Origin of the sequence: Parvibaculum sp. (assembly GCF_049651025.1) — a bacterium.
Classification (GTDB): Bacteria; Pseudomonadota; Alphaproteobacteria; order Parvibaculales; family Parvibaculaceae; genus Parvibaculum.
Genome location: NZ_JBASBH010000070.1, coordinates 1 through 26,165, shown reverse-complemented (window position 1 = coordinate 26,165; position 26,165 = coordinate 1). Strand labels below are relative to the sequence as shown.

Annotated in this window: 24 protein-coding genes; 13 read left to right on the top strand and 11 right to left on the bottom strand. The window is 62.5% G+C overall.

Going from position 1 to position 26,165, the window contains the following annotated elements; translation table 11 throughout:
• Positions 1-187 (bottom strand): hypothetical protein (locus tag WA943_RS09605; protein ID WP_424469653.1); only part of this gene is annotated, 187 nt, incomplete at its 3' end.
• A 250-nt stretch (positions 188-437) separates the two neighbouring features.
• Between WA943_RS09605 and mtgA the strand changes: the two genes are divergently transcribed.
• Positions 438-1,115, top strand: coding sequence for a monofunctional biosynthetic peptidoglycan transglycosylase (mtgA, locus tag WA943_RS09600; RefSeq protein ID WP_424469652.1), 678 nt, complete (start codon positions 438-440; stop codon positions 1,113-1,115).
• Positions 1,116-1,120: 5 nt separating this feature from the next.
• Here mtgA and WA943_RS09595 read toward each other — a convergent pair whose 3' ends face one another.
• Both WA943_RS09595 and WA943_RS09590 read right to left on the bottom strand, forming a co-directional pair.
• Positions 1,121-1,561 (bottom strand): hypothetical protein, encoded by a 441-nt coding sequence (locus WA943_RS09595; protein WP_424469651.1) that lies wholly within the window; start codon positions 1,559-1,561, stop codon positions 1,121-1,123.
• A gap of 2 nt (positions 1,562-1,563) precedes the next feature.
• On the bottom strand, positions 1,564-3,102 hold the full coding sequence (locus WA943_RS09590; protein WP_424469650.1) for an FAD-dependent oxidoreductase: 1,539 nt from the start codon (positions 3,100-3,102) through the stop codon (positions 1,564-1,566).
• A gap of 366 nt (positions 3,103-3,468) precedes the next feature.
• On the opposite strand from WA943_RS09590, the gene WA943_RS09585 reads away from it, so the two are divergent.
• On the top strand, positions 3,469-4,899 hold the full coding sequence (locus WA943_RS09585) for an aldehyde dehydrogenase family protein (RefSeq protein WP_424469649.1): 1,431 nt from the start codon (positions 3,469-3,471) through the stop codon (positions 4,897-4,899).
• 61 nt (positions 4,900-4,960) lie between these two features.
• On the opposite strand, the gene WA943_RS09580 is transcribed toward WA943_RS09585, so the two are convergent.
• From WA943_RS09580 to ppk2, 5 genes are all read right to left on the bottom strand, one after another.
• Positions 4,961-6,289, bottom strand: a complete 1,329-nt coding sequence (locus WA943_RS09580) for an MFS transporter (RefSeq protein WP_424469648.1) — start codon at positions 6,287-6,289, stop codon at positions 4,961-4,963.
• A 98-nt stretch (positions 6,290-6,387) separates the two neighbouring features.
• Positions 6,388-7,227 carry a 23S rRNA (adenine(2030)-N(6))-methyltransferase RlmJ gene (locus WA943_RS09575; RefSeq protein WP_424469647.1) on the bottom strand — a complete coding sequence of 280 codons (840 nt, stop codon included), beginning with the start codon at positions 7,225-7,227 and terminating at the stop codon, positions 6,388-6,390.
• Positions 7,224-8,423: an MFS transporter gene (locus tag WA943_RS09570; protein ID WP_424469646.1), complete on the bottom strand. Its 1,200-nt coding sequence runs from the start codon at positions 8,421-8,423 to the stop codon at positions 7,224-7,226. The genes WA943_RS09575 and WA943_RS09570 overlap by 4 nt, the downstream gene beginning before the upstream one ends.
• Positions 8,420-9,745, bottom strand: coding sequence for an MgtC/SapB family protein (locus WA943_RS09565; RefSeq protein WP_424469645.1), 1,326 nt, complete (start codon positions 9,743-9,745; stop codon positions 8,420-8,422). The genes WA943_RS09570 and WA943_RS09565 overlap by 4 nt, the downstream gene beginning before the upstream one ends.
• Entirely contained in the window at positions 9,742-10,557 is an 816-nt protein-coding gene (gene ppk2 / locus WA943_RS09560) for a polyphosphate kinase 2 (protein WP_424469644.1), read from the bottom strand. Before ppk2 ends, WA943_RS09565 begins: the two co-directional genes overlap by 4 nt.
• Before the next feature lie 150 nt (positions 10,558-10,707).
• Between ppk2 and WA943_RS09555 the strand changes: the two genes are divergently transcribed.
• Positions 10,708-12,744 carry a TonB-dependent receptor gene (locus tag WA943_RS09555; protein WP_424469643.1) on the top strand — a complete coding sequence of 679 codons (2,037 nt, stop codon included), beginning with the start codon at positions 10,708-10,710 and terminating at the stop codon, positions 12,742-12,744.
• 3 nt (positions 12,745-12,747) lie between these two features.
• On the opposite strand, the gene WA943_RS09550 is transcribed toward WA943_RS09555, so the two are convergent.
• Positions 12,748-13,404 (bottom strand): ChrR family anti-sigma-E factor, encoded by a 657-nt coding sequence (locus WA943_RS09550; RefSeq protein ID WP_424469642.1) that lies wholly within the window; start codon positions 13,402-13,404, stop codon positions 12,748-12,750.
• The gene (locus tag WA943_RS09545; RefSeq protein ID WP_424469641.1) at positions 13,401-14,000 is read right to left on the bottom strand and encodes a sigma-70 family RNA polymerase sigma factor; all 600 of its coding nucleotides are present in this window, start codon (positions 13,998-14,000) and stop codon (positions 13,401-13,403) included. Before WA943_RS09545 ends, WA943_RS09550 begins: the two co-directional genes overlap by 4 nt.
• Positions 14,001-14,274: 274 nt before the next feature.
• Here WA943_RS09545 and WA943_RS09540 point away from each other — a divergent pair, with 274 nt between their 5' ends.
• From WA943_RS09540 to WA943_RS09505, 8 genes are all read left to right on the top strand, one after another.
• Positions 14,275-15,663, top strand: coding sequence for an NAD(P)/FAD-dependent oxidoreductase (locus tag WA943_RS09540; protein ID WP_424469640.1), 1,389 nt, complete (start codon positions 14,275-14,277; stop codon positions 15,661-15,663).
• The gene (locus WA943_RS09535) at positions 15,660-16,433 is read left to right on the top strand and encodes a DUF1365 domain-containing protein (RefSeq protein WP_424469639.1); all 774 of its coding nucleotides are present in this window, start codon (positions 15,660-15,662) and stop codon (positions 16,431-16,433) included. Before WA943_RS09540 ends, WA943_RS09535 begins: the two co-directional genes overlap by 4 nt.
• An 83-nt stretch (positions 16,434-16,516) precedes the next feature.
• Entirely contained in the window at positions 16,517-18,748 is a 2,232-nt protein-coding gene (locus WA943_RS09530) for a putative bifunctional diguanylate cyclase/phosphodiesterase (protein WP_424469638.1), read from the top strand.
• 132 nt (positions 18,749-18,880) lie between these two features.
• Complete coding sequence (locus WA943_RS09525) at positions 18,881-20,074, top strand: acyl-CoA dehydrogenase family protein (protein ID WP_424469637.1); 1,194 nt, start codon at positions 18,881-18,883, stop codon at positions 20,072-20,074.
• A 12-nt stretch (positions 20,075-20,086) separates the two neighbouring features.
• Positions 20,087-21,181 (top strand): acyl-CoA dehydrogenase family protein, encoded by a 1,095-nt coding sequence (locus tag WA943_RS09520; protein WP_424469636.1) that lies wholly within the window; start codon positions 20,087-20,089, stop codon positions 21,179-21,181.
• A gap of 4 nt (positions 21,182-21,185) precedes the next feature.
• Entirely contained in the window at positions 21,186-22,355 is a 1,170-nt protein-coding gene (gene chrA, locus WA943_RS09515) for a chromate efflux transporter (protein WP_424469635.1), read from the top strand.
• A 9-nt stretch (positions 22,356-22,364) separates the two neighbouring features.
• A complete protein-coding gene (locus tag WA943_RS09510; RefSeq protein ID WP_424469634.1) occupies positions 22,365-22,637 on the top strand; it encodes a SemiSWEET transporter in 273 nt (90 codons plus the stop codon).
• A 108-nt stretch (positions 22,638-22,745) separates the two neighbouring features.
• Positions 22,746-23,840, top strand: a complete 1,095-nt coding sequence (locus WA943_RS09505; RefSeq protein ID WP_424469633.1) for a zinc-binding dehydrogenase — start codon at positions 22,746-22,748, stop codon at positions 23,838-23,840.
• Positions 23,841-23,862: 22 nt separating this feature from the next.
• Here the strand turns inward: WA943_RS09505 and WA943_RS09500 are convergent, their stop codons facing one another.
• On the bottom strand, positions 23,863-24,462 hold the full coding sequence (locus tag WA943_RS09500) for a glutathione S-transferase N-terminal domain-containing protein (protein WP_424469632.1): 600 nt from the start codon (positions 24,460-24,462) through the stop codon (positions 23,863-23,865).
• 111 nt (positions 24,463-24,573) lie between these two features.
• Between WA943_RS09500 and WA943_RS09495 the strand changes: the two genes are divergently transcribed.
• Both WA943_RS09495 and WA943_RS09490 read left to right on the top strand, forming a co-directional pair.
• Positions 24,574-25,566 (top strand): SPFH domain-containing protein, encoded by a 993-nt coding sequence (locus WA943_RS09495; RefSeq protein WP_424469631.1) that lies wholly within the window; start codon positions 24,574-24,576, stop codon positions 25,564-25,566.
• Between the two features lie 3 nt (positions 25,567-25,569).
• Positions 25,570-26,016 carry an NfeD family protein gene (locus WA943_RS09490; RefSeq protein WP_424469630.1) on the top strand — a complete coding sequence of 149 codons (447 nt, stop codon included), beginning with the start codon at positions 25,570-25,572 and terminating at the stop codon, positions 26,014-26,016.
• Positions 26,017-26,165: the final 149 nt, after the last annotated feature.

Sequence of the window (26,165 nt, the reverse complement as noted above, 5' to 3'; positions counted from 1 at the left end):
CGACTGCCGCGCCGACCAGCGCGCCCGTAACGAGGCTCGTCCCGGCAATCGCGGTCGCTGCAACGCCGACCGCGCCGCCAATGGCGCCGCCCGACAGCGCGCCTTGTTCTGTCCTGCTCATGTTCGTGCAACCCGCCGTTGTCCCCAGCAGCGCCGCGACCATCAGCATCGATGCAATCTTTTTCATTCAGACCTCCGTAAACAAACGGGTGCCTGCTTTGGCCCCCGATACTGCTTTCCTGCGGTCCCCCGCGCGTCGTTGCCAAACTCCAACGCATTTGGGACGAAAATGAGTCTGAAATCGGGCGATTGCCGGGCCGCGACCGCTTGCGGGCTTGTGCCTCGTGAGGGGTTCGCGGATTATCGTCATCGTGACACAGTCGAGACGACCTTTCCGAACGGCGAGTGGCGCGCGCAAAAGATCGACGCGCGCCTCTGTGCGTTCAAGCCTCCGCAGATTGCTCGGCATTCTTGTGCTCGCGCTGTTCGTCGTGCCGGCCGCCATGCTTTTTCTCTATCGCTTCGTGCCGCCGCCCGTGACGCCGCTCATGCTGATCCGCGCTGTCGAAGGCTATGGCATCACCAAGTCCTGGGTGCCGCTCGAGCGGATTTCGCGCAATCTGCAGCGCGCCGTCATCGCGTCTGAAGATGCGAAGTTCTGCCAGCATCGCGGTTTCGATTGGGATGCGGTCGATAATGCCATCGAGCGCAACCAGCAGGGCACGCGTCGCAAGCTCGGTGCGAGCACGATCAGCATGCAAACCTCGAAGAATCTTTTTCTCTGGCCCGCGCGCAACTTCATCCGCAAGGGGGCTGAAGCCTATCTCACGGTCTGGCTTGAAGCGCTGCTGCCCAAGGATCGCATTCTCGAACTCTATCTCAATGAGATCGAATGGGGTCCGGGCATTTACGGCGCGGAAGCGGCGGCGCGGGAATATTTCGGCGTCAGCGCGGCGCATCTCACGCCCGGGCAGGCGGCGCTGATGGCGACCGCGCTGCCAAATCCGCTTGGCTGGCGTGTGGAGCGACCGGGGCCGTGGATGCGCGACCGCGCGGGCACCATTCAGGCGCGCATGAATTCGGTCACGCTCGGCAAGACGACGCTTTGCCCCTGAGAGATCTAGCCGATTGCGACGGCGTCCTGATGCAGAGCGGCCAGCACGCAAAGCTCCACGCTGGTGCGCGAGAGCTGCCAGCCTGACACCTCGACCATATCGCCATGTTCGAAGTCGTGGCGGATGCGCGAGCCGAGTGCCTCGTGCAGCGCTTCGGGCGTATTGCCGGGCTGCCAGCCATGCGTGCGCAGGCGTTTGGTGATCTTCGCCGCAACGGTCTTCTGCTTTTCCTGACCCGTCGTTTCAAGCCAGCGTCTGCCGATCATGGCCGCGCCCTCGCGGTCGGAAAGCATGGCGAGCAATTCGTCTATCGTGCTTTCCGCTTCGTGCTCGAACAGGCGGAACGAGGCGGGCACAGCGGCCGTGGCCACGGCGACGCCGCCAAGGATCAGCAGGTTGCGGCGCGAGATCGCGTGATGTTTTTTTGTAGTCTCGGGCGTGGTCATGTTCACACCCCCCTCGTGAATTTCTGTTGGACATGCTCGGCAAGGCGCAGCGCGAGCGCGACAATCGTCAGCGTCGGATTGACGGTCGACGAGGTGGTGAAGAGCGAACTGCCCGCCACATAAAGATTGGAGATGCCATGCACCTTGCAGTTGGCATCGACCACGCCCTTGCGCGGATCGGCGGCCATGCGCGTCGTGCCCATATGGTGGTTGCCCCAGCCCTCGGCCTCGTCCCACTTGTCGCGATCTTCAAACAGGATACGCACGCTGCCATTGCCCCATGCGCCGAAGGAGCGCGCCAGCGCTTCAAGGTTCAGCCGCAGATTGGTGCGGTCGGACGATGACAGGCGCCAGTCGATCTTGGTGCGGTTCAGGCCGAGCGCATCCTTGCTCTTTGAAAGCGAGATGCGGCTGTCGGGGTTCGGCGATTGCTCGGTCGCGCAGCCGGTGCCGTAGCGCATGCCGAGAATGGGGCTGTCGCTGGGCTGCGCAGTCGTCGAGTGCATGAGTTGCAGAATGCCCGGCTCTATGTCGCGCACGGATTCGGGGTCTTTTTCCTCGACCACTTCGTCGGTGCGGATTTCCTTCGCCTTGTAGAAGGTCATCACGGTGCCGAGGCGGCGGTTCTTGCGCTGATATTCCTCGGTGAACATGAAGATGCCGCGAATATTGGCGCCGTTCAGCTTCGTATAGGTCTTGTAATAGGGCGCGACCATTTCCGGGTTGGTCAGCAGGATCTCGACGGGCCGGTCGATATGGGGATGCTCCATGAAGAAGCGCCCGACAACGCCGCGGCTATTGCCGAGGCCTGCCTTTTCCACGCTGTTCGACAGCAGCAGCAGGCGCGCATTCTCGATGCCGCCGGTCGCAAGGATCACGAGCCTGGGGCGCACTTCAAAGCGCACACCGCTCAGCGTTCCCACGCGCAGGCGTTCAACGGTTGCCGCATCTTCGGTCGGCACGATCTCCAGCACGTTGGAGTGGAGATAGGTCTTTATGTTCCCGGCCTTCTCGATCTCCTTGCGGTAGACCTGCCCGAAGCGCGTCGGCGGGCTGTATTCGAACCAGCGCGTCATCACCTCGCCGCCGGGCAGCGGCAGCGGCGCGTTCTTGCCGCCCTCCGACCAGAAATCGGCGTCGTCATAATTGAAGGGCCCGATCTGGGCGACGTCGTTGGCGCGGCGATAATAGGGGTCGAGGTCTTCGCGCGTGATCGGCCAGCCGGAATGGGGCACCCAGTCGCGCTGTTCAAAATCGATCGGCTCGAAAGGACGGCACCAGCCGCCCCAATGGTTGGTCGAGCCGCCGAAATAGCGCAGGCGCGAGGTTTCGGTCGTGTAGGGCACGCCGACGCTCTCGCTTTCGTAAAGGGCCTGGGTTTCAGGATCGAATTCGAGGCCGCCGCTTTCGATCAGCGTGACGGAGACATCCGAGCCGCCCAGAACGCGCGCAATTGTGATACCGGCTGCGCCCGCGCCAATGATCGCGATATCCGTCTCGATCACGGTGCCTTCCGGCACCTGCCGCCCGTCAATGAACATGTCTTACTCCCGGCCTGGGGCTCGATTGCGTCAATACCCTAGCCAGTTTGGGGCCTTGGCTGAGCTTGCTTCGATAGGTCGCACAGTTTGGTATGTTTCAGCCGCGTGTCAATTTTACGGCTTAATGAAGATATTCCGGCGCGGGCCACAGGTTCGCCCTGCGCGACGTTAATGGCGTATAATGCCGGTGTTTTGGGCTGGACCGGGCTCAAGCGTCTGTGTCAGGTTCTCCTTAAACGAAAAACGCCCCCGATTGAACGGGCAGGCCCCCCGACCGGGGTCGGCGCAAGGGTTGTCCCGATTCGACGTCAAACCGAATCGGCGGTTGCTTGCGGGCTCTGGGAATGCCTCAAACGGAGAACTGATATGACCGATTATCTGAAATTCTACATCAACGGCCAGTGGGTAGACCCGACCACGCCGAAGACGCTCGACGTCATCAATCCGGCGACCGAAGAGTCGATCGGCAAGATCAGCATGGGCAGCAAGGCCGACGTCGATAAAGCCGTCGCCGCCGCCAAGGCCGCCTTCCCGAAATTCTCGACCACGACACGCCAGGAGCGCATCGAGCTTCTGCAGTCGATCATGGCCGTCTATCAGAAGCGCTACCCGGAAATTGCTGCGGCGATCACGGCCGAAATGGGCGCACCGACAAAGCTCTCCATGCAGGCTCAGGCCGCCATGGGCATCGCGCATTTCAACACCAATCTTGAGCTGCTGAAGTCCTACGAGTTCGAGCAGAGCAAGGGCGCCACGCGCATCGTTCGCGAGCCGGTCGGCGTTTGCGCTTTCATCACGCCCTGGAACTGGCCGATCAACCAGATCGCCTGCAAGGTCGCGCCTGCTCTCGCCGTTGGCTGCACGATGGTTCTGAAGCCGTCCGAAGTCGCGCCGATCAACGCCATCCTCTTCGCTGAAGTGCTGCATGAAGCCGGCGTTCCCGCTGGCGTCTTCAACCTCGTCAATGGCGACGGTGTGGATGTCGGTTCGCCGCTCTCCTCGCATCCCGATGTCGACATGGTGTCCTTCACCGGTTCGACGCGCGCTGGCGTGCTCGTTTCCAAGGCTGCTGCCGACACGGTCAAGCGCGTCGCGCTCGAACTCGGCGGCAAGTCGGCCAACATCGTTCTCGACGATGCCGACTTCAACAAGGCGATTGCCGGCGGCGTTGTCGGCATGATGAGCAATTCGGGCCAGTCGTGCAACGCGCCGACCCGCATGCTCGTGCCTGCCAAGCGTCACGACGAAGCCGTCGCCATCGCCAAGGCCGCTGCCGCCACCGTGAAGGCGGGCGATCCGACCGCTGAAGGCACGACCATGGGTCCGGTTGTTTCTGAAGTTCAGTACAACAAGATCCAGGCGCTCATCCAGAAGGGCATCGACGAAGGTGCAACGCTCGTCGCCGGTGGCGTCGGTCGTCCGGACGGTCTCAACAAGGGCTATTACGTTCGCCCGACCGTGTTTGCGAACGTCACCAACGACATGACCATCGCACGCGAAGAAATCTTCGGCCCGGTTCTCTCGATCCTGCCCTACAAGGACGAAGAAGACGCCATCGCCATCGCCAATGACACGGTCTATGGCCTGTCGGGCTATGTGCAGTCGGGTGACATCGAGCGCGCTCGCAAGGTTGCCTCGCGTCTGCGCACCGGCAACGTGCATCTGAACGGCGCCGGTCCCGACCTCAACGCACCCTTCGGCGGCTACAAGCAGTCGGGCAACGGTCGCGAGTGGGGCGAGTTCGGCTTCGAAGAATTCCTCGAAGTGAAGGCCGTCCTCGGCTACGGCGCAGCCTGATCTTTCGGCACTGCAAATACGAAACCGGCGCTCGAAAGAGCGCCGGTTTTTCTTTGTGCTGTTAGCGATAAAGATTGCGCTTTCGAGGTTCGTTGACGAAGAAGAACACCATCGCGAATGCCGTGACCAGCATCAGCGTCGAGATCCAGAAGACGACGACGAATGAAGCGCCATGCGCGATGAAGCCGCCAAGCAGCGGCCCTGCCGCGTTCATGAAGGAGACGGCCGTGTTCATCATGGCGATGCGCATCGGCAGGTCCTCGCGCGAGCCGAATTCGAGGATCATGTTCTGCGTGCTGTTCTGGAAGCCGCCTTGCCCCGCGCCCAGTCCGGCAAAAACCGCTGCCAGCGCCCAGAGCGAATTGGCTTCCATCAGCAGCAGGGTTGAAAGCGCCCATGTGCCGATGGAGAGCAGAAAGACGATGCGGTTGCCGATGCGGTCGGCAAGCCAGCCCCAGATGAGGTTGGTGCCGGTCTGGGAGAGCAGAAAGGCGGTCGAGAGCACGCCGAGATTGGTGCCCGAAAGCCCGATCGTCCGGCCCGCATAGAGAATGTAGAAAGGCACGGCCAGCGTGCCGAGGGCCGCCGCCGAGCAGGCGATATAGAAGCGCAGCAATTCCCTGTCGGCGCGCAGCAGGCCCGGAATTTCGCGCATTCGCAATGCAAAGCTCGTGCGTGCGCGCACCTCCGGCGGTTCCGGCTCGCGCACCATGATCAGCATCGACAGGCCGAGCGATGTCAGCACGAAGGCGGCAAGGAAGGTCGTCGCATAGCCATTGCCGAGCGCATTGGCCTCGACGAAATATTTGCCGCCGATATAGGCGACGCCCGAAGCCGTAAGTCCTGCGGCGAAGTTTCGAAAGCCCGTCAGCCGTCCGCGCAGGCGCAGCGGGATCACCTTGGCCATCAGATAGTTGAAGATCACCGACTGGATGCCGTTGAACAGGCCGAACATCAGCAGGAAGACGCAGGCGAAGATGAGCGCCCAGTGCGGCGGCAGGAAATAGCCGCTGAGCGCGAGGCCGAGCACGCCGCCGCGCATGCCCCAGCCGATCAGCATGCCCATGGGCAGCACGCGCTTTCTGTGTTCGACCAGCGTTGCGCCCAGCGTCGAGGACAGCGCATTGCCCAGCCATTGCGAGGCGAGCGCGAGGCCGACCGCGAATTCGGAGCCTGAGAGCAGGTAAATATAGGCCGGCACGAAAGTCGGCGCGGTGACGAGGCGAAAGCCCGTCTGGCCGAGCAGTCCGTGGGCGAGATTGGCGGCGAAGTTTCGGCGAAGATTTGTCTCGACCTGCGCGTGATAGGCCTCTTCGGCGGCCTCGCGTTCTGCGGTCCAGCCCGTAGATGCCGGGGTCGACGTTGCTGTCGATGTTGGGCCTTGATCCACGCCCTGTTCCTTCCCTTCCGGCCTCGATTCTTGTTCTGGGGGTGGCCGGCGCGGTCTTTATAGACCGGTTGGGCGCATTCGGTCAGCGGGCTTGTTGTTTATTTCTGCAGCCACTCTACACGTCCGCGAGCACCCGGCCCCTGCGCCAGAATTTCGGCGAGCCAGTTGAAGAGGCTTGTCAGCGTTTCGGGGAATGTCCAGGGCGGGTTGACGATGACGAGGCCGGAGCCTGAAAGCCGGGTCGGGTCTTGCGAGCCGCGAATATAAAGCTCGGCGATCATCGTCTTTGCCGGGCCGTTGTTTTCCAGCCGGTCGAGGAAAGCGCCTGACACGCTCGGGTCTTTCACCGGATACCAGATCATGTAGGTGCCGCCCGCCCAGCGCTTCACCGCTTCATGGAGCGCTGCCTCCACCCGGTCGAACTCGTCGCGTCCTTCATAGGGCGGATCGATCAGCACGAGGCCACGACGCTCCTTCGGCGGCAACATGGCCTTCAGCGCGCCATAGCCATCCGTTTCATGGACCTTCATCTGCCGGTCGTGTTGAAAGACCGCGCGCAACTCGGCCGCGTCTTCGGGGTGCAGCTCGCAAGCCGCCAGCCTGTCGCCCGCGCGGGCAAGCTGCGTCGCGATCAAAGGCGAGCCGGGATAGCGCGTCGGGTTTTCGCCCGAGCAGCCCAGCGCCATCAAGGCGTTGAGGTAAGGCGCAAGCGCTTCATGCGGCGCGGGGTGTTTGAGAATGCGCGCAATGCCGTCGCGATATTCGCCGGTCTTCTGCGCCTCGATCCCGCTCAGATCGGTTTCGCCGGTGCCCGCATGCGTATCGAGAAAGAAGAAGGGCTTTTCCTTCAGCTTCAAATGTTCGAGCGCCAGCACGAGGGTGGCGTGTTTCATGACGTCGGCGAAGTTTCCGGCATGATAGGCGTGGCGATAATTCATGAACGCTTCGGTAAAATGAGAAGGCAGGCAAGGCCCACCGCTGTGATGGCCGCACCTGTATGGAAGGTGAGGGCCGGTCCGTGCGCCTGCCATAACGCGCCTGCTACGATGCTTGCAACCAGAAGTGCGATGCCGCTGACGAAGTTGAACAGGCCGAAGGCGCTGCCGCGCAAGGCGGCGGGCGAGGCATCGGCCACGAGAGTGGAGAGAAGCCCTTGTGTCAAACCCATATGCAGGCCCCAGAAGGCCGCGCCGAGAAGCACGAGCGCCGCATTGTTCGCCTGCGCCAGCACGAGATCGGCGATGATGAGCACTGCAAAGCCGAGCGCCATCAGTTTCCGCCTGTCGAGAACATCCGAAAGCAGGCCCGCCGGGTAGGCAGCGAAGGCGTAGACGGCGCTCATTACGACCATCACGAGTGGCACATAGGCCATGGCGAGCCCCGCCGATTGTGCCTTGAGTACCAGAAAGGCTTCGGAGAAACGGGCAAGCGTCAGCACCGCGCCGACGCCGACCACTTCCCAATAGGTGGGGCCGAGTAGACGAAGATCGGCGAGACGAAATCGTGCCGCCGCATTCGCGGTTGCGGGTGCCGTCTTTCGCTCGGGTTCGCGTACGGCAAAGACGAGTAGCAGCACGGCGAGGATCGCCGGTATGACGGCAAACCAGAGAACCGTTCGTATGTCATCTGCGAAAAGTGACATCAGCGCGATGGCAAGAAGCGGCCCTGCAACGGCGCCCGCTGTGTCGAGCGCCTGCCGCAAGCCATAGGCGGCGCCGCGTTGATCGGGGGCGACGATGTCGGCGACGAGTGCATCGCGTGGCGCGCTGCGAATGCCCTTGCCAACGCGGTCCATGAAGCGGGCGGCGAACACGGCGTCGGCACTGGCGGCAAGCGGGAAGAGGGGTTTCGACAGGGCGGCCAGTCCATAGCCGATGACGGCGAGGAGCTTGCGTTTGCCTATCCAGTCGCTGATGACGCCTGAAAAGACCTTGCTGATCGACGCGGTGGCTTCGGCAACACCTTCGATGATGCCGACCGTCAGCATGCTTGCGCCCAGTGTCGTGACGAGAAAGACCGGCAGCAATGCATGGACCAACTCGGAAGAGGCATCCATGAAAAAACTGACGAAGCCCAGCGCCCAGATGCTTGCGGGGAGCACTTTGCGGCGGATCGCGGTCGGGTCCGCGTTCATAACCAGCCGAGAATGGAAGCGGCGGCAGCGACACCGGTAAGCGCCAGCACGAAGAGAGCCAGTGCCGGTTTAAGCCCTTTCGTCCGTCCGGCAAAGGCCAGCGTGTAGCTTGCCTTGAGGAAATTATTCGCCGAAGCCGCAACGAGGATGGCCGAGGCCGCAACCGTGAGGTTTCCGCCCTGGCGTGCGCCTTGCGCAAGGTTCAGCACGAAGGGATCGACATCGGTAAAGCCCGCCAGCGCGCCGAGTGCGAAAAGGCCGCTTTCGCCGAAGCGGGTTTTTGCCCATGCAACCGCAATCGAGAGCGCGATGAAGAGCGCCGCAAAGACCAGCGCGGTCGAGAGTTCCAGCGGATTGGTCGGCACCGCTACCTCGGTCGCAGGGTCGCTCGTGCCCCGTGCGCCCCACATCAGCGCGAAGCAAAGCACAAGGCCGAGCGGGCAGAGGATTGCGATGGCGGGCAGCAGCACCAGCGCAAGATCGGTGCTGAAAATCGCAACGACAGTCAGGATGCGCAGAAACATGATGGCGGTCGCGAGCACGATGGCGGCTTGCAGGCGCGGCGCGGCGGTTTTCATGTCGCGGGTGCGGCGCGACAGCACCACCGTTGTCGCGGTCGATGAGTAGAGCCCGCCCAGTGCGGCCGAGATCAATACGCCGTGGTTCGGCGCGATGAAGCGCTGCATCAGATAGCTGGCATAAGAGAGCGACGAGACGGCGACCACGGCGAGCCAGACCTGATAGGGCGTGATCGCGGTCAGCGAGGTGACGGGCGTATCGGGCACCAGCGGCAGCACGATGCCGATGATGATGAGGAATTTGCCGAGCGTGACGATTTCGCCCGCGCGCAATGTGGCGGCAAAGCTGTGCAGTCTTTCGCGCGCGCTCATCAGCAGCACGGCAACCACAGCAATGCCGACGGCGACCCAGAGCGGCGCGGCAAGCGTTACAGGGCCGAGCAGAAAGGCCAGCAGATTGCAGACCGGCGCCATGATCCCGGCATCGAGTTTCGATGGGCCGTGAACAAGTTCCTCGTCATCCGTTTCCGCATGCTGGTGGACCAGCCGCTCATAGTAATAGATCGCAAGCCAAGCTCCGAGGATCAGCATGCCGCCGAGCAGCAGCACGCCGTTTTTCGGCTCAAGCGCATAGAGCAGCGCGCCTGCAAGCGAGACGAGCGGAAAGGTCCGCACGCCGCCCGGCGGCTTGATGCGACTGCGCGCGAAATATTCCTCAAAGGCCAGCCCGAAGAAAAAACTCAGCGCCAGCAAAACGGCCAGGCGCTCAGGCTCGAACAAAGGCGCCGCAAATTCGGGTGTCATTTGGAGATCTGGCCTGACTTGTAATGTGCGGGATCGAAGGGGAACACGATGGTCGCATCGGGCACGACGCGGTTCTGCTTCTTCCCCTCATAATCGACGCGATTGAGAATGTCGCGAATGACATTGAGCCGCGCCACCTTCTTGTCATTGGCGGCGACGACATACCAGGGCGAGTGCAGCGTATGCGTGCGCGCAAACATGGCGTCGCGCGCCTTCGTGTAATCGTCCCAATGCTTCAGGGCCGCCTCATCGACGGGCGAAATCTTCCATTGTTTCAGCGGGTCCTTGTGCCGCGCGGCCAGCCGCTTCTTCTGCTCGGGCTTTGAAATGTCGAGATAATATTTGAGCAGCACGATGCCCGAGCCGATCAGCATCTCTTCGAAGGCCGAAACCGTCGACATGAAACGCTCATATTCCGTATCGGTGCAAAAGCCCATCACATGCTCGACGCCCGCGCGGTTGTACCAGCTGCGATTGAAGAACACGATTTCGTCGGCGGCAGGAAACCAGGGCACGTAGCGCTGGAAATACCACTGCGTCACCTCGCGGCTCGACGGTTTGCTCAGGGCGACGACGCGCGTTTCGCGCGGGCTCATATGCTCGGTGATGCGCTTGATCGTGCCGTCCTTGCCCGCGCCGTCGCGCCCCTCGAAGACGATGAGCAATTTGCGATTATTGGCGATGACATCCTTCTGGAGCTTCACCAGCTCGACCTGAAGGTCGTAAAGCTCGCTTTCGTAATTGTCGTCATCGTCGCGGCTCTCGATATCGACGGGATGCTTGTTGTGCTTTTCCGATTTCTTCTTCGCCATGATTTGCCGCCTGACTGTCGCCTGCGCCCTTGGCTCACAGTACAGCCTTCGCCCCGCCTCCAGAAGGGGAGCGTCCCGCCCGGCATTTCCGGTTGCATCTCCGTTTCCTGTAAGTATGTTATATTATAACATATCAACTCAGGGGGGCTCATGCGCCGCGTTCGACTTCTATCCGCTATTGTTCTTGCCTCACCGGCTTTCGTTCATGCGGCACAGGCGGCGGATGACGCCGTGTCTCTCGCGCCCATGGTCGTCACGGCATCGCCTCTTGGCTCGCCGCTCGACGAGCTTGCCGCGCCCGTCACCATCGTCACGCGCGATGAAATTCTGGGGCGCGGGGCGGCGACGCTCGGCGCGCTGCTCGGCGACAAGCCCGGCATTGCGCAATCCTCCTTTGCAGGCGGCGCGAGCCGTCCGATCATTCGCGGACTCGACAATTTCCGCATCAGGTTCCTCGAGAACGGTCTCGGCGGCGATGGCGTGTCCGCCGTCAGCGAAGATCACGGCGTCCCCATCGATCCCTTGAGCGCGACGCGCGTCGAGGTCGTGCGCGGGCCCGCCACGTTGCGCTATGGCTCGCAGGCGATTGGCGGCGTCGTCAATGTCATCAATTCGCGCATTCCGGGCGAGATGCCCGAAGGCGGTTTTTCGGGTGAGGCGTCCGCCGGTTACGACACGGTTTCAAACGGTCGCCAAAGCTCGGGGCTCATGCAGGCGGGGGCGGGCAATGTCGTCTGGCGCGTCGATGCTTATGATCGCCGGACGGATGATTATCGTGTCCCCGGCTCGCCCTCCAAACAGGCCATGACCTGGACGCGCTCTCAAGGCATTGCGGGCGGCGCATCCGTGTTGCTCGATAGCGGCTATATCGGCGCGTCCATCTCGCATATGGATTCCGACTACGGCATTCCCGTTCCCGATCCCGCGAATCCGACCTTCATCGACATGGAGCAGACGAAGTTTCAGGCCGCTGCCGAATTCAACGATCTCGGCGCATGGGTCCGCACGCTGCGCCTCACCGGCGGCTACAACAAATATAATCATGGCGAGGTTGAAAGCTTCACCGGCGATGTCGGCTCGGTTTTTGATGACAGGCTATGGGAAGGTCGCGCGGAAGTTCTGCACGAAAATATCGGTCCTTTCACCGGCGCCATCGGCCTTCACGCCAGCACTCACAAGCTGCGCGCGGGCGGCGAGGGCGGGGAGCTTCTCGCGCCTGCCGACAGGCGTATGCTGGCGGCTTTCATCTTTGAGGAAATGCCGATCGCGCAAGCGCTGAAGCTGCAGCTTGGCGCGCGCGTCGAGCATGTCGCCGTCGAAGGCGGCGCGCTGGATGAGGCGACGCTTGGCGTCGATCGCCGCGAGCGTTCCTTCGTGCCGCTGAGCGGTTCTGGCGGTCTTGTCTGGTCGCTTGGTGGCGATTGGGTTGCGGGTGCCAGCGCGCAGGTGTCGCAGCGCGCGCCGGAAGCCTCCGAGCTTTTCTCAAAAGGTCCACATGAAGCGACCGAGACTTTCGAGATCGGCAATCCGTCCCTGAAAAAAGAAACCGCCATGTCGACCGAGCTGTCGCTGCGCCGCGAGGGCGAGCGCTATTCCTTCGAGGCGGCGGTCTATAACACGCGCTTCAACGGCTATATTCTGAAGTCGCTGACCGGCGAGACTTGCGACGACACATTCGACACCTGCACCAATTATCCCGGCGGCACGGGCGATGAACTCGCGCAGCTTCGCTACAGCCAGCAGGACGCAACGTTTCGCGGGCTAGAGCTTTCCGGGCGTCACGCCATCGCCGCATTGGGCGAGGGCATGGTCGGCCTCGACGGGCAGTTCGATCTGGTGCGCGCCGAACTTGCAAGCGGCGGCGATGTTCCGCGCATCCCGCCCATGCGCGTCGGTGCGGGCGTCTATTATGAAGCGGATGATCTCACCGGCCGCATCGGCTTCCTCCACGCCTTCCGCCAGAACAATCTCGGCGCCTTCGAAACGGAAACCAGCGGCTACACCTTGCTCAATGCCGAGCTTCATTATCTGCTGCCCAGGCAGATGACGGGCGACACGCCGGTCGAGCTTTCCATCATCGGCGAAAATCTTCTCAACGACGATGTGCGCAACCACGTCTCGTTCAAGAAGGCGGGCATGTTGCTGCCGGGGCGCAATCTCAGGGTCGCCGTCGCGGCGCGCTTCTGAGGTTCAGAGGCCGAGGAAGGGTTTCATCAGCTTTGCGATGATGCCCTTGAAGCGCATCTGTCCTTGCGTATAGGCGAGGCAGATGCATTCCTCCTCCGTCCCCACCATCAGCTCATGCGTATTGGCGACGTTCATTTCCTGTACGTCGCCGCGACGATAGGTGCCGGTTGGGTCAGTGATGCTGCCGCAGAGCACAAGCGTCAGCTCGACGCCGCCATGCCCGTGCCGGGGGACACTCGTGCCGGGTTTGGCGCGCAGCATCCAGAGGCGATCCTTGTTCTTGCCGCGCCATAGCGTCGCCTGGCGCATGCCCGGCCCGAGGAAGCGCCAGTTCAGCTCCTCGATGTCGCGGCCGAGCCAGTGTTGCAGCGGTGCGGGGAGCAGTGGACTTCCAATCTGCATGTCGGCGGCTCTTTGCGCGGGTTTTTCTTCCGGCTCATACAGCCGTGCGAGTGCCCGGTTCAGCGCATCTTCGGCAAGCGGCGTGGGTGCAAGGTTTTCAAGCAGCATACCGCCCGCCGCCTCCGCCGCCGCCATGTCGGCGCGCGCGGTCGGCACATAACTCAGATGCGAGGCGACCAGCAGCGCCTCGCCTTCGCTCAGCGTGCCTGCGGCCTGCGCCATGATCCATTCAGCGCCCATGCGATGCGTCACGCTCATCTCAAATCCTCCAGCCCTGCCCGCAGGCGGCCAAAGGCAAGCCGCAGCCGCGACTTCACGGTACCGAGCGGAATATTCAGCCGCTCGGCAATCTCCGAATGGGGCAGGCCCTCAAGAAAGGAAAGGCTCACGACTTCCGCCTGATCGCGCGGCAGGTTCGCCATGGCGGCGTGAACGCGGCGGCCCGTCTGAACGCTTATCAACGCGTCATCGGCGGGCATCGGCGCATCGGGCGACAATGAGGGGTCTTCGGCGTCGAGTTCAGGGCGCTTCTGGCGGCGAACGCCGTCGATGAAGCGATTGCGCGCGATGGTGAATATCCATGTGCCGACAGAGGCTTTCGACGGATCGAAAAGGTCCGCCTTGCGCCAAACGGTCAACATCACATCCTGCACCAGATCTTCGGCTTGCCGTTCATCGACGCGCAGGCGGCGCAAATAGGATTTCACGCGCGGCGCGTAATAGCCGAAGAGGCTCGCAAAGGCCGTTCTGTCCTGACGGCGGGCGATAGCGTCGATCAGCGCCGCCATCGCTTCGGGGCGTGCGGCCGTGGCATCGCTCAGGGACACCGTGTTCGGCGTCGGGTCGTCAGCCATCAGGCCCAGCGTCCTCCATTGCGTCCGCGGTTGACGGCGGACGGGCGGAATTGTGTGCGTGATTGCTGCATGTTTGCGCGCCATGGCAGGTCTACGCCAGCGCCGGACATGCGGATCACCCTGATCTCCACCTCAGCGGAGTTTAGCCATAGTTCCGCCTTTGGTGAAACAGGGCCGAGCGGTAAATGCATCCACCCGCCGCAGTCTCCATGATCCAGCCCGGTTCGCGTAGCGTAAGCAGGGCACAGGTTTTCTCAAATATGCCGAGGATCGCATGGCTTTCGATGCCGATACGTCAAAGACCAGCGGTTTGCGCATCGCCGTTATCGGCACCGGCATTTCAGGTCTTTCGGCGGCCTGGCTCCTGTCGCAAGCGCATGATGTGACCGTCTATGAGAAGCAGGACCGGCCCGGCGGGCATTCGAACACGCTGACAGCCGCCTGCCCGGAAGGCGACGTTGCGGTCGATACGGGCTTCATCGTCTATAATGAACTGAACTATCCAAATCTCACCGCGCTCTTTTCCCATCTTGGCGTGCCGACGCGGGCGAGCGAAATGTCCTTTGCAGCCTCGCTTGCAACCGGCGGCGGGCTTCAGCGATTTGAATATTCAGGCTCGGGCCTCAACGGTCTTTTCGGCGACCGGCGCAATATTTTCCGTCCGCGCATGTGGCGCATGCTTGCCGAGATCATGCGGCTCTATCGTTTCGCGCCGGGCCTTCTCAACATGGCGGGCCTCGATGTGAAGCCGCTCGGTCAGTTCCTGCGCGAGCAGGGCTATTCGGCGGCGCTGCGCGAAGATCATCTGCTGCCCATGTGCGCGGCGATCTGGTCGCTCCCGCTTGCGCGCGTCGAGGAGTTTCCCGCGCTCGCATTCCTGCGCTTCTTCGACAATCACGGGCTGATGCGCATCACGGGCCGTCCGCAATGGCGGACCGTGGATGGCGGCTCGCGCGAATATGTGGCGCGGCTCGTCGCTTCCTTCCGCGACCGTGTGCGGCTCGGCACCGGCATCGTCGATATTTGCCGCGATGAAACCGGCGTCACCGTCATCGACACGAAAGGCGGTACGGCGCGCTACGATCATGTCGTCATCGCCTCGCATAGCGATGAGGCGCTTCACATGCTCGGCGATGCGGATGCGCGCGAGCGTCGCCTGCTCGGCGCAATTCCCTATCAGCGCAATGTCGCCTGGCTTCATTCCGACGCGTCCTTCATGCCGCTTTCGCGTCGCGTCTGGTCGAGCTGGAACTATATGGGCGGCGAGACGGCGGGCGACGGTGCGCCCGTCTGCGTCACCTACTGGATGAACCGGCTGCAAGACCTTCCCACATCGCGTCAGCTTTTCGTCACGCTCAATCCCTCGCATGAACCCGCGGCGGAAACGGTGCTGCAACGCATCGACTACGATCATCCGGTTTTCGACCGCGCCGCGCTTGCCGCGCAACGCGAGCTTTGGCAGTTGCAGGGCACGCGGCGCACATGGTTCTGCGGCGCCTATTTCGGTTCGGGTTTCCATGAAGACGGTTTGCAGGCGGGGCTTGCGGTCGCCGAACAGCTGGGCGGCATTGCGCGCCCCTGGACGGTCGCCGATCCCTCCGGCCGCATCGCGCTTGCGCCGCCGACCTTGCGCGGCCTCGCGCCGGTGGAGGCTGTCGCATGAACGAGCCCGCCGCCTCAGGCCTTTATTTCGGCAAGGTGTTTCACCGCCGCCTGCGGCCGCGCGTCCATGCGCTTTCCTATCGCGTCTTCTACATGCTTCTCGACATCGACGAGTTGCCCGCCCTGTCGGCGCGCTCGCGCCTCTTTGCGCATAATCGTTTCGGGCTTTTCAGTTTCCACGACCGCGATCACGGGCCGGGCGAGGACAAGCCTCTGCGCCCGTGGATCGAAAGCGCGCTTTCCGGCGCGGGCATCGACGCACCTTCGGGCCGCATTCTCGCGCTCTGCCTGCCGCGCATGCTGGGCTATGTGTTCAATCCCTTAACAATTTATTTCTGCCACGATGCAGGCGGCGGCCTCGCCGCCCTGATCTATGAGGTCTCGAACACATTCGGCGAGCGCCATTGCTATGTCATGCCGGTCGCAGATCGCGCCGCTCCCATCGTGTCGCAGGCTTGCGAAAAGGCGTTCTACGTCTCGCCGTTTCTGGAGGTCGCGGGCCGCTACCATTTCAAGGTGCTGAAGCCTGCCGCGCGTTTTGCGCTGACGATCCGCGAAAGCGACGGGGAGGGCCTGTTGCTCACCGCCTCCTTTGCCGGAGACTATCGCCCCTTCCGCGACGCCATATTGCTGCGCGCATTCCTTACCTATCCCTTGCTGACGCTCAAAGTAATGGGCGGCATTTATTGGGAAGCGTTCAAACTCTGGCGCAAGGGCGTGCCCCTGAAGCCCCGGCCCGCTCAGGGGCAGGGCGGCGTAACCTATTCTTAGGTCTCATCTCTTTATAACAAGGATGGTCAAAAGGATCGGGCGGGTCTCATTCCGTCCGACGCAGTAGATTTGTCGAGTGGGGCATGCAAGATGCGGCCAAAGAAGACGAGGTGACGCGCGGCATTTTCAGTGCCGCGCTGGTCGCACGTCTGCGCGCCGTCGCCACATCGATTCAGAATCGCTTCGGCCTCGATTTCCTCGCGGTTCGCACAAAGGTCATCGCAATCCTGACGCTTGCAGGCGTGGCGATGATCCTGCTCAGCGCCGTCTTCGTCCTTCATATCTATCAAGGACAGGCCAAGGAGCGGGCCTGGTCGAGGGCTGAAGCCTTCAGCGATATACTCGTTCACGCCGTCGGCAATTCGCGTTCGCAGCGCGAGGTCGATCTGATCGTCGATGCCTTCGGTAAAACCACGCGCGTCGGTCTCGTCGCCATTGCAGATGCCAAGGGCACTGTCCTCTCCGCCTCGCAGGTGGATTGGCGCGGCCTTGCCATGCGGCGGCTGATTGCCCCTGCCGTGCAGAAGCGCGTCGATGCGGGCCAGAAGGCCATTGTCGATGCGGAAAGCGGCGACGTTCGCTTTGCGGAATTCGCGCGCCAGATTCCTCTGCCCTTCGCCAATGAGACTGGAACCCTTTTCGTTCGCCTCAACACGACCGCCGCCATCGACAGTCTTCAGGCCGCCGCCTGGAGCATTCTGGTCTGGCTGACGGCGGGCATCATCCTCTCTGCCCTCACGGTGTCGCTCGTCATGCAGCGCATCGTCATCGGGCCGATCGAGGCGCTGCGGGACTTTGCCATCAATCGCGGTCCGTGGCGTTATGTCGTGCCGATGGGGCCGTCCGACGAAATTTCCGTTGTCGCGCAGGCGCTGACGGATTCATTCAATGCCAGAAGCGCAAGCGAAGAACATCTTGCCGATCTTGCGCATACGGATGGGTTGACGGGGCTCGGCAATCGCTCCTTCTTCAAGTCGCAACTGATCTATGAGATTGAACGCGCCGAGCGCTCCGGTCACATGATCGGGGTGTTGGTCCTCAATCTCGACAGCTTCAAGGACATTAACGACACGCTCGGTCACGATGCGGGTGATCTCCTTTTGCAGCGGATCGCCGATATTCTGAGCGGCTGCCAGCGCAAGGGCGACACGATTGCGCGTTTTGCCGCCGACGAGTTCGGCATCATTCTTTCAAACATCTCATCGACCGAGGAAGCCGCGGATCTGGCGAGCCGCCTCATTCGCGCCGTGGGCGTGCCCTTCCGCCTTGTCGGTCACGATTTACAGCAGACGGCTTGCGTCGGCGTCACGCTTTTTCCGCAAGACGGGCGCGATCCGGAAGTCCTGCTCAAGAATGCCGATCTCGCGCTCTCGCGTGCAAAGCAGGAAGGGTCGGGCGCCTGCGTCCTTTATCGCCATGAGCTGCATTTGCGCGCCATCGAGCGCAACACGATCGAGCGCGATCTGCGCGTCGCCTTGTCGCGCAAGCAGTTCGTTCTCTACTACCAGCCCAAGGTCGATATCCGTACGGGCCGCGTCACCGGCGCCGAAGCGCTGATCCGCTGGCATCATCCCGAGCGCGGGCTGGTGCCGCCCGATCTCTTCATCCCGGTTGCCGAGCGTTGCGGCTTCATCGCCGATGTCACCAAATGGGTGCTCGACGAAGCCTGCCGCCAGAACCGCGCCTGGCAGGATATGGGCCTCACGAAGATCGGCGTCGCCGTCAACGTCTCCGCCGTCGATCTGCGCCGCTCCGATCTCACCGACACGGTGGCAAACACGCTCGTCACGCGCGGCCTCTCGCCGCAATATCTCGAGCTTGAAGTCACCGAGAGCATGGTCATGCGCGATGTCGATGTCGTTATCGGCACATTGCGCCGGTTGCGCAGCCTCGGTGTCGGCATCGGCATTGACGATTTCGGCACGGGCTATTCCTCGCTCGCCTATCTCAAGCGCTTCCCCGTGAAGCGTCTCAAGATCGATCGCAGCTTCGTGCGCGACATTGCCGATCAGGGCGAAGGCCGCATCATTCCCAAGGTCATCATCGATCTTGCGCATGCGCTCGGCATCGAAGTGCTTGCCGAAGGCATCGAGGATGCAGAGCAGCTCGAGATATTGCGCATGCTCGGTTGCGATGAAGGGCAGGGCTATTTCCTCGGCAAGCCCATGCCTGCCGCGAACTTCGAGGCTTTCCTGCGCAATACCGTCGACGGCATTCATCCCGACGCGACGATCCGTGCGATCACGAGCAGTGCGCCCGGCGAGAAGGTCGACGATGTCGCGCCCTTGCGCGGCGTGACAGGTTCCGCCGCCTGACTTCCCTATATGTCGCTTAATTGACGCTACGTCCCGCTCGCCGCAACGTCGCGTCCGCAGCGCGTGCTTTACGGCCTGCATTCTGACGCTAAACTCCCGCCAAACATTGAAAAGCGTCATGGGAGACATGTCATGGATCTCGCCTATAGCCCGGAATATGAGGCGTTTCGCGAAGAAGTTCGCGCGTTTCTGGCCAAACACGGGCCGAGCGCGCCGCGTCGATTCGGCGTTTCGCGTCCCTCTGAAGAGGCGATCGTCTGGCAGAAGCTGCTCATCGAGCATGGCTATGCGGCGCGCACCATCCCCAAGCAATATGGCGGCTATGGCGCCGAGCCCGACATTCTGAAGTCGCGCATCATCGCCGAAGAGTTCACCGCCGCGCGCGTGCCGATGGGTCTGGCGGGCCAGGGCATTTCGATGTTCGTGCCGACGCTGCTCGAGCTTGGCACCGAGGAACAGAAGAAGCAGTTCATCGAGCCGACGCTGAAAGGCGAGATCGTCTGGTGTCAGGGTTATTCGGAGCCGGGTTCGGGTTCCGATCTCGCCTCGCTGCAAACCAGGGCGCATGAGGATGGTGACGATTTCATCATCAATGGCCAGAAGATCTGGACCTCGACCGCGCATGCCTCCGACATGATGTTCTGCCTCGTGCGCACGGAGCCGGACGCGCCGAAGCATCAGGGCATTTCCTATCTCATCTTCTCGATGAAGACGCCGGGCATCGAAGTGCGTCCGCTCACCACCATGACGGGGCATGCCGAATTCAACGAAGTCTTCTTCACCGATGTTCGCGTGCCGCGCACGCAGATCGTCGGCGAGCGCGGTCAGGGCTGGTTCGTCGCCAATGCGACGCTGAAGCATGAGCGCGGCATGTTGGGCGATCCCAATCAGGCGGCGACGCGTCTGCGCGAGATCGTCGATCTCATGCACAAGGAAACGCTGGACGGTCAGCGTCTCATCGACAATCCGCTGTTCCGCGACCGCCTCGTGCAGTTGCAGGCGCGCGTTGCCGCGATGCAGTTTCACGGGCTTCGCCTGCTCACCGCTGCGACCAAGAAGGAAGATGCGGGCATCGCGCGCCTCATCGTCAAGCTGCAGGGCTGTGAGATCAATCACCAGCTTGCCGCGCTTGCCATCGACGCGCTGGGCGAACTCGGCGTTCTCTACAGCGGCAGCCCGCATTTGCGCGCCGACGGCATGTGGCAGCATCGCTACATGTTCGATCTCGGCCTCATCATCGGCGGCGGCACGGCGCAGATTCAGAAAAACATCATTTCGGAGCACGGCCTCGGCATGCCGCGCGAACCGAAGCTCGTCAAAGCGTAAGGGAGATCGGTCATGGAATTCGGATTGTCGGAAGACCAGAGGCTGATGCAGGACAGCGTCGGCAGGACGCTCGAAAAAGTCTCGACGCTTGATCGCGTTCGCAAAGTTGCCGATGCGCAGGAGGCAAAGCCGCAAGACATCTGGCAGGCGCTTGTCGAGCTTGGCGTGCCGGGCATGCTGATTGGTGAAGAGCATGGCGGCATGGGGCTGAAGCTCCTCGACGCCGCGCTCGTCGCCGAAGCGCTTGGCCGCCATGTCGCGCCCGCGCCTTTCGTCGCCAGCGCCGTCATGGCGCCCATCGCGCTCAAGGGCTCAGGCTCGGCGGCGCAGCAGGAAGCCTGGCTGCCAAAGCTTGCCGGCGGCGAGATCGTTGCGGGGCTTGCCATTTCCGAGCGTGCCGCAGGCGCGCGCGAAGGTGGTGGCGTCACGGCATCGGGCGGCAAGCTGTCGGGCAAGTCGCTCTTCGTGGTCGATTTCGGCGCGGCGGATATTTTCATCGTCGCCGACAAGACCGGCGGTCTTCATGTCGTGAAGGCCGATGCGAAGGGCCTCACCAGGACGCAGCTCACCACCATCGACCTCACGCGCTCGATCGGCGAACTCGGCTTCGACAATGTCGAGGCGGAAGCGCTTGTCTCTGGCGATGCGAAGGCGACGCTGCAGCGTGTGCTCGATGCAGGCCGCATCATGCTCGCCGCCGACACGCTCGGCGCAGGCTGGATGATGATCGACAAGGCCGTCGAATATGCCAAGGAGCGCAAGCAGTTCGGTCGCGTCATCGGCTCCTTCCAGGCCGTGAAGCATATGTGCGCCGAAATGGCGGCAGAGCTTGAGCCGGGCCGTTCGCTCGTCTGGTATGCGGCGCATGCTTTTGACGAGATACCGGCTGAAGCCTCGCTGATGGCCATTCATGCCAAATCCCACCTCACCGAGGTTGGCCGCTTCGTTGCCCGCACGGCCACGGAAGTGCATGGCGGCATGGGCTTCACCGATCTTCTCGGCCTCCACTTCTGGTTCAAGCGCATCGGCCTTGATCGCCAGTTGCTCGGCAGCCCGGAGCGCGTCCGCCACGAGGCGGCTGTGCTGCAGGGTTGGGCGGCGGATTGATTTGATGGAAGGCGTGGCAGACATTTTCCGCGCCTTCCTCAAATTGGGGCTCACCTCCTTTGGTGGCCCCGTTGCGCATCTGGGTTATTTCCGCGCCGAATTCGTCGAGCGCCGTCGCTGGCTCGACGATCGCGCCTATGCCGATCTCGTCGCGCTGGCGCAGTTTCTTCCCGGCCCCTCCAGCAGTCAGGTCGGCATGGGGCTTGGCCTGATGCGCGGCGGGTTGCCCGGCATGTTCGCCGCATGGGCGGCATTCACGCTGCCCTCCGCACTTCTCCTCCTCGCTTTCGCCTATGGCGCCTCCGCCTTTCAAGGGCCCGTTGCCAGCGGCATCACGCATGGCCTGATGGTCGTGGCGGTCGCCGTCGTCGCGCAGGCAGTGCTGCAAATGGCGCGCATGCTGACGCCGGACGCGCCGCGCCTTGCGCTCGCCGCGCTGGCGCTCGTCGCCGTTCTCCTCTCATCGACGGCGCTGACGCAGATCGCGGTGCTGATCGCGGGCGGCATCGTCGGCTTTGCCATTTTGAAGCCCGGCGATCTCGGCAATCACGCGCCGCTCAAAAGCCCGATCGGCCCGCGTCTCGGCGCGGCGCTTATCGTGACCTTTTTCGCGTTGCTCGCCTTGCTTCCCGTCCTTGCCGCGAAGGGCGGGGCGGGCGTACAGCTCTTCGATATTTTCTACCGCACAGGCGCGCTGGTTTTCGGCGGCGGCCATGTCGTCCTGCCGCTTCTCGAGGCCGAGCTTGTGCCCAAGGGCTTCATCACCCGCGATGCGTTTCTAGCGGGCTATGGCGCGGCGCAGGCCGTTCCCGGCCCGCTTTTCACATTTTCGGCCTATGTCGGCGCGATCAGCCTTCCCCAGAACGGTCTGGCGGGCGCTGCCATCTGTCTCGTGGCGATGTTTGCGCCCTCATTCCTTCTGGTGCCGGGCGCCATGCCCTTCTGGCTGCGTCTGTCGCATGTCGCGTCCGCCCGCGCGGCCTTGATGGGCGTCAATGCCGCCGTGGTCGGCATTCTTGCCGCCGCGCTCTATACGCCGGTCTTCACAAGCGCTATCCACAATTTCGCTGATCTCGCCCTGGCGCTTGCCGCCTGGGCCGCTCTCGTCTGGAGCCCGTTGCCGGTGTGGGCGATTGTCATTGCCTGCGGCGTGGCGGGCATCTTCATGCCCTGAAAGGCGATCATGTATATCGGCTATGTCGCGGCCTTCCTCACAACGGCCTCCTTCATCCCGCAAGCGATCAAGACGATCCGCACGTACGACACTGAAGGCATCTCGGTGCTCATGTATCTGGGCTTCGTCATCGGCGTCTTTTTCTGGCTGATCTATGGCATCATGCAGGACGATCCTGCCATCATCGCGGCGAATTTCCTGACATTCCTGCTGGCGACTCCCATTCTCGCCATCGCCGCCCGCAATGAATGGCGACACCGGCGGGCCAAAAAAGCCGTCTGACGCGACGTCTCAAAGTCGCACTTGCAAGCGCCCCGTTCGCCTGCTTGCATGGCGCTACAAGCATTTTCGAGCGGGCGCGAACAGGTGCGCCCCAAGGGAGAAAAAATCATGCGCGCTGCAGTATTTCGCAACGGCGATCTGGTCGCCGGCACCGTCGAAGAGCCCAAACCCCTTGACGGTCAGGTCCTCGTCAAAACGCTGGCCTGCGGTATTTGCGGGTCCGATCTTCATGCCTTCCATCACGCCGACAAGATGAACGATGCGGCCAAGCGTTCAGGCTCCGAATTCACCATGGACCTGAAGCGCGACATCGTTTTCGGCCATGAGTTCTGCGCCGAAATTCTCGATCACGGCCCGAACACGCAGAAGACGCTGAAGGTCGGCACGCGCGTTTGCTCGGTACCCGTCGCAATCGAGTTGCAGGGCGACAAGGCCAGGATGCATCCGGTCGGCTATTCAAACGCGATGCCGGGCGGCTTTGCCGAGCGCATGGTTCTGAACGAGATGATGCTGCTCGAAGTGCCCAACGGCCTTGCAACCGAACAGGCCGCGCTCACCGAGCCTATGGCTGTCGGCTGGCATGCGGTCGAGAAGGCGCGTCTCACGCCGGAAGATATTCCGCTCGTCATCGGTTGCGGCCCGGTCGGCCTTGCCGTCATTGCGGGCCTCAAGATCAAGGGCGTGCATCCGATCATCGCCGCCGATTTCAGCCCCGCGCGGCGCAAGCTTGCCGAGACCATGGGCGCTGACATCGTTCTCGATCCGGCGGAGCATTCGCCCTACAAGCGCTGGACTGACGAGGCGACGCCTGAAGGTTACGATCCGAAGAACATCATGGCGCTTCTCGGCATGGGTCCGAAGATCCGCCCCGGCGTTATCTTCGAATGCGTCGGCGTTCCCGGCCTCATCCAGCAGATACTCGAAGGCGCACCGCGCGCCGCGCGCATCGTCGTCGTCGGCGTCTGCATGGAGCAGGACAAGTTCGAGCCCTTCTTCGCCATCAATAAAGAGCTGAACCTGCAATTCGTGCTCGGCTATACGCCGGAAGAATTCGCGCTGACGCTGCATCATCTCGCCGAAGGCAAGATCGACGGCGCGCCGCTCGTCACCGGCAAGGTCGGCGTCGAAGGCGTCAAGCAAGCCTTCACCGACCTTGCCAATCCTGAGAAGCATGCCAAGATTCTCGTCGAACCCTGGCACTAAGCCTCAAATCCAGACCTGACGCTCAGGCCGGTGCCGTTTCCTTGAAGGCTGCCCGGCCTGATGCTTTTTGCATGAAGGCATCAAGCGCCGGGCGGCCCTCGCGCCAGTTGAGATCGCCGTGGCGGAAGTCGAGATAGGCAATCGCGCTTTCAATCGCGATGCTGCCAAGCGTCGGCGCGCCTGCAAGGCTTGCGGCTTCCTTTTCCAGCAGATCGAGCGAGCGCGTAATCGCGCGCCGCCAGCGGCCCATCCAGTTTTCAGAGCGTTCAGCCTCCGGTCGCGCCTTTTCAAAGGTCAGCGAAACGGCAGCTTCCGCAATGCCGTCGCCTATGGCGTGGAGGCGCTGCACCTGCCAGCGGGCCGCGCCGCTTGCGGGCAGCAGCGAGGGGCCTTCCAGCACCGTGTCGAGATATTCGCAGATGACCGGGCTGTCGAAGAGCGTCGTTCCGTCGTCAAGCGCCAGTGCAGGCACCTTGCCCAGCGGGTTTGCGGCGTGAAGTGAGGCCGGGTCCGCCATTGCCGAGACGACTTCCTCGGCCACGAGGTGAGCCGCGCCCTTTTCGCGGATGAGAATGCGCACCTTGCGCACGAAAGGCGAAGTGGGGGAGGAATAAAGTTTCATCCTGATCTCCTGCAAAGGCATCCGCGTGCTTATGTCTATTCGAGAGCGGCAAGCGCGGCGGGCGTTTCTGATGTATATTATCCGCGAACTGCATAGTGGAGGAACAGGTACATGCTCGGCGGCACATATTTCGTAATTGCGATCCTCGTCCTCGCTGTCATCTTTTTGATGAAGGCAATCAAGGTCGTTCCACAGGGCTATGTCTATACGGTCGAGCGCTTCGGGCGCTACACGCATAGCCTGATGCCCGGTCTTGGCGTCATCACGCCTTTCATCGACCGCATCGGCGCCAAGGTCAACGTCATGGAAACGGTGCTCGACGTGCCGAGCCAGGAAGTCATCACGCGCGACAATGCGATGGTGACGGTGGACGGCGTCGTTTTCTATCAGGTGCTCGACGCGGCCAAGGCTTCCTATGAGGTCGCCAATCTGAAGGTCGCTGTCCTCAACCTCATCATGACCAACGTGCGTACCGTCATGGGTGGCATGGACCTCGACGAGCTTCTCTCGCAGCGAGACTCGATCAATGCGCGCCTCCTCAACGTGGTCGACGAAGCGACGCATCCCTGGGGCCTCAAGGTCACGCGCATCGAGATCAAGGACATCGCGCCCCCGCGCGACATCATCGACAGCATGGCCCGCCAGATGAAGGCCGAACGCGAGAAGCGCGCGAATATTCTCGAAGCCGAGGGCTTTCGTCAGGCCGCCATTCTCGCCGCCGAAGGCAAGAAGCAGGCAGCGATCCTCGAAGCCGAAGGCCGCCGCGAAGCCGCCTATCGCGATGCCGAAGCGCGCGAGCGTCAGGCCGAAGCAGAAGCCAAGGCGACGCAGGTCGTCAGCGACGCCATTGCAGGGGGCAACGTGCAGGCGCTCAATTATTTCGTCGCAACGAAATATGTCGAAGCGCTGCGCGACATCGCCAAGGCGCCGAACCAGAAGCTCGTGCTGATGCCGCTCGAAGCGGCCAGCGTCATCGGTGCCATCGGCGGCATCGGCGAGCTTGCGCGCGAAGCCTTCAATGGCGGCGGCACGCCCGGTTCAGGCGGCACCGCGCCCGCGCGCCGTCCCTCCGGCACCGTCCCACCCGTGTCACGCGGAGATTGATCGATGGATACGCTTTTTTCGGAGCTGGGCAACTGGACGTGGTGGATCGCGGCGGCGGTGTTCGGCATTCTTGAGCTGATCGTGCCGGGCATCTTCTTCATCTGGCTTGCCGCCGCCGCTGCCGTTGTCGGCGGGTTGCTTCTCGTTTTCGATATTCCATTGACCGTTCAGATGGGGCTTTTCGCCATCCTGTCGGTGATCGCCGTCTGGGGTTCGCGCCGCTATATCGGCAAGCATCCGATCGAGAGCGACCGTCCGCTTCTGAACCAGCGGGCGCAGACCTATGTCGGCCAGATTTATGCGCTTGAACGCGCCATTGAAAATGGACGCGGCAAGCTCCGCATTGGCGACACGCTCTGGCTCGCCAGCGGCCCTGATCTGCCCGCTGGCTCGTCGGTGCGCGTCACGGGCGAGAAAGACGGCGTGCTGATCGTCGAAGCGGTGAGCTAGAGCGCCTGCTTTTTCTTCACAACGCTGCCGCAAATTCTGTTGTCGTCCCGGGGCTTGTCCCCGGGACCCATCGACCGTGCGCCATGCCGGGAGCCGCCATGGATCCCGGGAACAAGTCTCGGGATGACAAATCAGTTATTTCCGTAAAC

Excerpts from the sequence above, each read along its gene's own strand:
- WA943_RS09595 (WP_424469651.1), bottom strand. The coding sequence starts at position 1,561 with ATGACCACGCCCGAGACTACAAAAAAACATCACGCGATCTCGCGCCGC.
- WA943_RS09590 (WP_424469650.1), bottom strand. The coding sequence starts at position 3,102 with ATGTTCATTGACGGGCGGCAGGTGCCGGAAGGCACCGTGATCGAGACG.
- WA943_RS09585 (WP_424469649.1), top strand. The coding sequence starts at position 3,469 with ATGACCGATTATCTGAAATTCTACATCAACGGCCAGTGGGTAGACCCG.
- WA943_RS09575 (WP_424469647.1), bottom strand. The coding sequence starts at position 7,227 with ATGAATTATCGCCACGCCTATCATGCCGGAAACTTCGCCGACGTCATG.
- WA943_RS09570 (WP_424469646.1), bottom strand. The coding sequence starts at position 8,423 with ATGAACGCGGACCCGACCGCGATCCGCCGCAAAGTGCTCCCCGCAAGC.
- WA943_RS09565 (WP_424469645.1), bottom strand. The coding sequence starts at position 9,745 with ATGACACCCGAATTTGCGGCGCCTTTGTTCGAGCCTGAGCGCCTGGCC.
- ppk2 (WP_424469644.1), bottom strand. The coding sequence starts at position 10,557 with ATGGCGAAGAAGAAATCGGAAAAGCACAACAAGCATCCCGTCGATATC.
- WA943_RS09555 (WP_424469643.1), top strand. The coding sequence starts at position 10,708 with ATGCGCCGCGTTCGACTTCTATCCGCTATTGTTCTTGCCTCACCGGCT.
- WA943_RS09550 (WP_424469642.1), bottom strand. The coding sequence starts at position 13,404 with ATGAGCGTGACGCATCGCATGGGCGCTGAATGGATCATGGCGCAGGCC.
- WA943_RS09545 (WP_424469641.1), bottom strand. The coding sequence starts at position 14,000 with ATGGCTGACGACCCGACGCCGAACACGGTGTCCCTGAGCGATGCCACG.
- WA943_RS09540 (WP_424469640.1), top strand. The coding sequence starts at position 14,275 with ATGGCTTTCGATGCCGATACGTCAAAGACCAGCGGTTTGCGCATCGCC.
- WA943_RS09535 (WP_424469639.1), top strand. The coding sequence starts at position 15,660 with ATGAACGAGCCCGCCGCCTCAGGCCTTTATTTCGGCAAGGTGTTTCAC.
- WA943_RS09530 (WP_424469638.1), top strand. The coding sequence starts at position 16,517 with ATGCAAGATGCGGCCAAAGAAGACGAGGTGACGCGCGGCATTTTCAGT.
- WA943_RS09525 (WP_424469637.1), top strand. The coding sequence starts at position 18,881 with ATGGATCTCGCCTATAGCCCGGAATATGAGGCGTTTCGCGAAGAAGTT.
- WA943_RS09520 (WP_424469636.1), top strand. The coding sequence starts at position 20,087 with ATGGAATTCGGATTGTCGGAAGACCAGAGGCTGATGCAGGACAGCGTC.
- chrA (WP_424469635.1), top strand. The coding sequence starts at position 21,186 with ATGGAAGGCGTGGCAGACATTTTCCGCGCCTTCCTCAAATTGGGGCTC.
- WA943_RS09510 (WP_424469634.1), top strand. The coding sequence starts at position 22,365 with ATGTATATCGGCTATGTCGCGGCCTTCCTCACAACGGCCTCCTTCATC.
- WA943_RS09505 (WP_424469633.1), top strand. The coding sequence starts at position 22,746 with ATGCGCGCTGCAGTATTTCGCAACGGCGATCTGGTCGCCGGCACCGTC.
- WA943_RS09500 (WP_424469632.1), bottom strand. The coding sequence starts at position 24,462 with ATGAAACTTTATTCCTCCCCCACTTCGCCTTTCGTGCGCAAGGTGCGC.
- WA943_RS09495 (WP_424469631.1), top strand. The coding sequence starts at position 24,574 with ATGCTCGGCGGCACATATTTCGTAATTGCGATCCTCGTCCTCGCTGTC.
- WA943_RS09490 (WP_424469630.1), top strand. The coding sequence starts at position 25,570 with ATGGATACGCTTTTTTCGGAGCTGGGCAACTGGACGTGGTGGATCGCG.